The sequence below is a fragment of the Nocardia sp. NPDC060220 genome (assembly GCF_042727815.1).
GTDB lineage: Bacteria > Actinomycetota > Actinomycetes > Mycobacteriales > Mycobacteriaceae > Nocardia.
The window spans coordinates 1-5,041 of record NZ_JBHWZY010000515.1 but is presented as its reverse complement, the minus strand read 5'-3'; the positions used below and the strand labels follow the sequence as shown (position 1 = coordinate 5,041).

The following is a 5,041-nucleotide window of genomic DNA, read 5'->3' as shown; positions in this document are numbered from 1 at the left end:
CCGCTGACTGATACGCGTAGTCCCAAGCCCAGCGAGCGGGCGAGAGCCGCGGTTCCGGGTCGACGAACAGCAACTCGCCATCCCAGCATTCACCGAGGATGTACCGGGCCCGGGAGATGTGCGGGGTGAAGGTGACCACGATGACGCGGTCCCAGCCGGCCCCCAGGCGCGCCAGTTCTCGGCCTTCGCCGAGGGTCGTGCGCGGACTCGGATCGAAGCAGATCACCTCGAAGCTGTAGCCCCCGTGGCAGATTCGATTCACCATCGAGCTGCGTTCGTAGGGGTTGGAGACCAGCACCCGAGGCGCGTACCCCTGCGCGGCCAACCGCAGCCCGAGTTGTTCGCGCCCGTCGTGCGCCCCACCGAGAACGAGAATCGCGTCGGCGACCTGCGGGTCGTCCGTGCGCGGCCGCACGTACACCGGCCACAACGCGACCACCGCGATCAACACCACTACCAGCGCTCCACCCGTGGCGAACAGGACCCGACGCACAGTCAATGCTCCATCCGCGATGGCGTATTCAGGCGATCCCGCACGATTATGCCAATCCCCGCGAACCCGAGCGGCACGCCACGAGTGCAGGCCCACGATTCGAACCGTGCACCCGGCAGCTATCGCGTTTTCGCAGGTGAGAGCCCCGCGCACCGATCACCTCCGCTCGCGTTTCCCCCTGTACACCAGATGTTGCGCCCCCTCTTGCCTCGCTGACGCGGCGTAGCCACGCGCACCGCTTACCAACAGAACTATGCGATGCACAGTCTTCGGAACGGGGTACCTCGGAGCCACGCATGCAGCGTGTATGGCCGAGTTGGGACACGACGTGGTCGGGGTGGACATCGATCCCGGCAAGGTGGCCAAGTTGGCCGATGGTGTGGTGCCGTTCTACGAGCCCGGACTCGAGGAAGTGCTGCAACGCAACCTCGCCGCCGGCCGTTTGCGGTTCACCACGGATTATTCCGATGCCGCGGCCCATGCCGACGTCCACTTCCTCGGGGTGGGGACACCGCAGAAGAAGGGCGAGTACGGCGCCGATCTGAAATACGTGCACGCGGTGGTGGATACGCTCGCCCCGATGCTGGAACGCCCGGCGATGATCGTCGGCAAGTCCACCGTTCCGGTGGGAACCGCCGCGGCCCTCGGCATTCGGGCTCGCGAGCAGGCGAAGGTCGACGTCGAGGTCGCCTGGAACCCCGAGTTCCTGCGCGAGGGTTTCGCGGTGCAGGACACCCTGCGCCCCGACCGCCTGGTCCTCGGACTGGATCACGGCCGCGAACGCTCGGCGTGGGTGGAGGAGCACATCCGCGAGATCTATGCCGACCTCATCGCCGCCGAGATCCCCTTCCTGCTCACCGATCTGGCCACCGCCGAATTGGTGAAGGTCTCGGCGAACGCCTTTCTGGCGACGAAGATCTCGTTCATCAACGCCGTCTCAGAGGTGTGTGAGGCCACCGGCGCCGACGTGACCATGCTGGCCGACGCGCTCGGGTACGACGCCCGCATCGGCCGCCGGTTCCTCAATGCCGGACTCGGTTTCGGTGGCGGCTGCTTACCCAAGGACATCCGCGCCTTCATGGCGCGCTCGGGTGAGCTCGGCGCCGATCACGCCGTGGCGTTCCTGCGCGAGGTCGACAACATCAACATGCGCCGCCGGACGAAGGTCGTCGACATGGCCGCCCGCGCCTGTGGGGGTTCCCTGCTCGGCGCGAATGTGGCGGTCCTCGGCGCTGCCTTCAAGCCGGAATCCGATGATGTGCGCGATTCGCCCGCCTTGAACGTGGCCGGGATGATCCAGCTGCACGGCGCCGTCGTCACCGTGTACGACCCCAAGGCAGTGGAGAATTCGCGCCGGGTGTTCCCCACGTTGAACTACGCCACCTCGGTCTCGGAGGCCTGCGATCGCGCCGATGTGGTGCTGGTCCTTACCGAGTGGAACGAATTCACCGCTTTGACGCCGGCCGACCTCGACCCGGTGGTACGGTCCCGTTCGATCATCGACGGTCGCAACTGCTTGGACAGCACGACCTGGCGTGCGGCCGGGTGGGTATACGCCGGACTCGGCACCCCGTAGAGTAACGAGCCAAGCGGGGGCTGGGCGGATTTCGGTCCGCGTTATCGCAGTCCCTCGCATGTCGTGCAGCACGGACGAGATGGGCAGCGGATGAGTTCGGTTCTGGGAATATCGGTGGGGGCCGGGACGGTGCGCCTCGCTCGTCCGCAGCACGGTGGCCCGCACGATTCCGTTCCGCCGTCTTCGTTCGAGGTGCAGTCGATCTCGATGCCCGAACAGCAGGCCGAGGAGTCCGCCGCCGACGCGATCGCCGCCACGCTGGCCGCGTCGCCGGAGATCGCCGCCACCACCATCACCTTCCGCAGCGAACCGCAGGCCAGGGCGGTCCGCGCGGCGATGGCGCGACGCCAGCTCACGAACTACCAGCTCGTTCCCGAAGCCGTTGCCGCCGTGCACTTCGCCCATGCCACCAGCGATATGCGGGAAGTGTCCACCCTGGCCGTCTACGACCTGGGCAGTTCGGGTCTCACGGTGAGCGTGATCAACGCCCGCACCAGCGATGTGTACCAGTGCGAGCGGATCAGCGATATCAGCGGCGACTACCTGGATTCGCTGATCAGGGAGCAGCAGATCGCCTCGGGCCGGATCGCGCATCCGGCCGACCCGGCGGGTCTGGCCGCCCTCGACGGTCTGTGCCGGGCCGCCAAGGAGCAGCTGTCCAACAGCAACGCGGTGGCCCTCCCCAGCGAGCAGGGCCTGGTGCTGCTCACGCAGGAGAATTTCGAAGCGCTGATGATGCTGGCGATCGAGTCGTCGGCCCGGATGACCCGCGATGTCATCATCCGCGCGCAGCATCCGGTGCAGGCGGTGCTGGTTCTCGGTGGTGGCGCCCGGATTCCGTTGATCGCGCGCGTGCTCGAGCGCACGATCGGCGTGCCGGTGATCGTGCCCGCCGAGCCGGAGACGGCGCTGGCCCGCGGTGCCGCGCTGCTGGCCCGCCCCGCCCAGGTCCAGCAGGCACCCGTCGCCCCGGCGCCGATCCCGATGGGCGACCACGACGACGCCACCCCTGCCTGGCTCACCGCGCCGACCCGTGGTCGTCGCCCGCTCAGCGCACTCACCAGCCGCGCGCATTCGCGCCGGGAACTGAACGTGGCGGTGCTCACGGTGAGTTCGCTGGTGGTGGTCGCGGCGATCGGCCTCGGCCTCGGTTACGGCCCCGAAGTACTCGAGCGCGGTTCGTCGAGCGACGGTTCGCAAGCCGTCCCCGCCACCACCGCGCCGCGCCCCACCGCCGTAGGCCCGACGACGGCCTCGGTCGCGACGACCGAGGCCCAGCACGAAACCGTTGCCGCGCCACCGGTCAACCCGCGCCAAGCCGAGGAAACCACCGCCGCGCCGCCGTCGCAGGGTCCCAACACCTTCACCGTCGTCCCCGGGCTGCCCCCGGTGGTGCTGCCCACCCTGCCCCCGGTGGTCCTGCCCGGCTTCCCGCCTGCCGGTCAGTAACCGTTCCTGCTTTCCGGTTCGCCGAACCGAGCTCCGCGAGCCGGTCCGGCGCCGAACAGTCTCAGTTCCGCGCGTGCCGGGCCCGCGCGGGCGCCACAGTGGCCTGCTTCGCACCGAACGGCCGGGCCAGCATCACCGCGATCGCGGTCGTCAACGGCACCGACAACGCCAACGCGATACCGCCCACCGCCGATCGCGTGATCTCGATGGCCACCGCGTCGCCGGTCAGCACATCGGTGATCGATCGCCCCGCGATGCTGAACAACAGCAGCAACGGCAGCGCCCCACCGGCGTAGGCGAGCACGAGCGTGTAGACGGTACTGGCGATGTGGTCGCGCCCGACTCGCATGGCCGCGGTGAAGATCTCGCGCCGCGACGCTCCTTCATCGAGCGCGGCGAGTTCGAAGGCCGCCGAGGCCTGCGTGATGGTCACGTCGTTGAGCACACCGAGCGAGCCGATGATGAATCCCGCCAGCAGCAACCCGGTGATGCTCACGTGCTGAATGTAGGTCGCCACGTTGGTGTTCTGTTCCTCGGACAGCCCCGTGAGATGGGTGACCTCGATCGCCAGCCAGGACAGCACGGCCGCCACCACCATCGACGCGAGCGTGCCGAGCAATGCCGAACTCGTCCGCAGATTCACCCCGTGGGCGAGGTACAGCACCACGTACAGAATCAGCGCCCCCGACACCAGTGCGACCGGGATCGCCGACTTCCCGTCGAGCAACGCGGGCAACAGGAACATCACCACCACGCCGAACGCGAAACACAACCCGACCAGCGCCCGGAATCCCCGCCACCGCGCGACCACACAGATCACCACGACGAAGGCGAGCACGATCAAGGTCAGCGGCAGCCCGCGCGAGTAGTCCTCGAACGCGTACATGGTGACCCCGGACGGATCCGCGGCACGGACCACCCGGATGTCGTCGCCTGTCCGTAGATCGGGCTGCCCCGGCCCCGGCGCGATCTCGAACAGCGTCTTCTTGCCCTCGTCGGGTCCCGACCTGATATCGATGATGCTGCGCTGACAGGTGTAGGAGGATGTCCGCGGCGGTTCCGGCTTGTCGGCGAACACCTTGCCGTTCGATGGACTCCCGCAGGGACCGATGTCCTGCATGACAACGGTTCCGGCCTCGGTCTCCACGGCCCCACCGGACATGGTCTGCATCGGCAGCGGAATCTCGACGTGCTGCGCGCTCGGCCACAGAATCACCGTCGCGACCAACACCACCGCCCCGATGATCGCCAACAACCCGACGACAACCTTCGCCGCGGTGTCACTGATGGCGATGGGCCCGGAATGGTCGTGATGGTGATGATGCTCGCTCACGACCAGAGCTTAAAGGACCTCGTTTTCAATAACACGCCCGCAACACCAGATCTCGCGACAACATGGACAACTCCAGTACCCCTGGTCGCACAAAAAAGCCTCCCCGGGTCCAGGTCTGACCTGGACCCGGGGAGGCGGGTTTGTGGGCGGCGGAGAGCAGGGGGGCGGTGTCTTAAAAACAACTGACGCG

At 67.6% G+C, this 5,041-nt stretch carries 4 protein-coding genes; 2 read left to right on the top strand and 2 right to left on the bottom strand.

The window, feature by feature from the left end:
* The coding region (locus ACFWF3_RS23910; protein ID WP_379315334.1) for a YdcF family protein at positions 1-493 on the bottom strand (493 nt) is incomplete at its 3' end.
* Positions 494-746: 253 nt separating this feature from the next.
* Between ACFWF3_RS23910 and ACFWF3_RS23905 the strand changes: the two genes are divergently transcribed.
* A complete protein-coding gene (locus ACFWF3_RS23905; RefSeq protein WP_378996920.1) occupies positions 747-2,069 on the top strand; it encodes a UDP-glucose dehydrogenase family protein in 1,323 nt (440 codons plus the stop codon).
* Between the two features lie 90 nt (positions 2,070-2,159).
* The gene (locus ACFWF3_RS23900; RefSeq protein ID WP_378996917.1) at positions 2,160-3,518 is read left to right on the top strand and encodes an Hsp70 family protein; all 1,359 of its coding nucleotides are present in this window, start codon (positions 2,160-2,162) and stop codon (positions 3,516-3,518) included.
* A gap of 61 nt (positions 3,519-3,579) precedes the next feature.
* Here ACFWF3_RS23900 and ACFWF3_RS23895 read toward each other — a convergent pair whose 3' ends face one another.
* A complete protein-coding gene (locus tag ACFWF3_RS23895) occupies positions 3,580-4,851 on the bottom strand; it encodes a YibE/F family protein (protein ID WP_378996915.1) in 1,272 nt (423 codons plus the stop codon).
* Positions 4,852-5,041 lie beyond the last annotated feature (190 nt).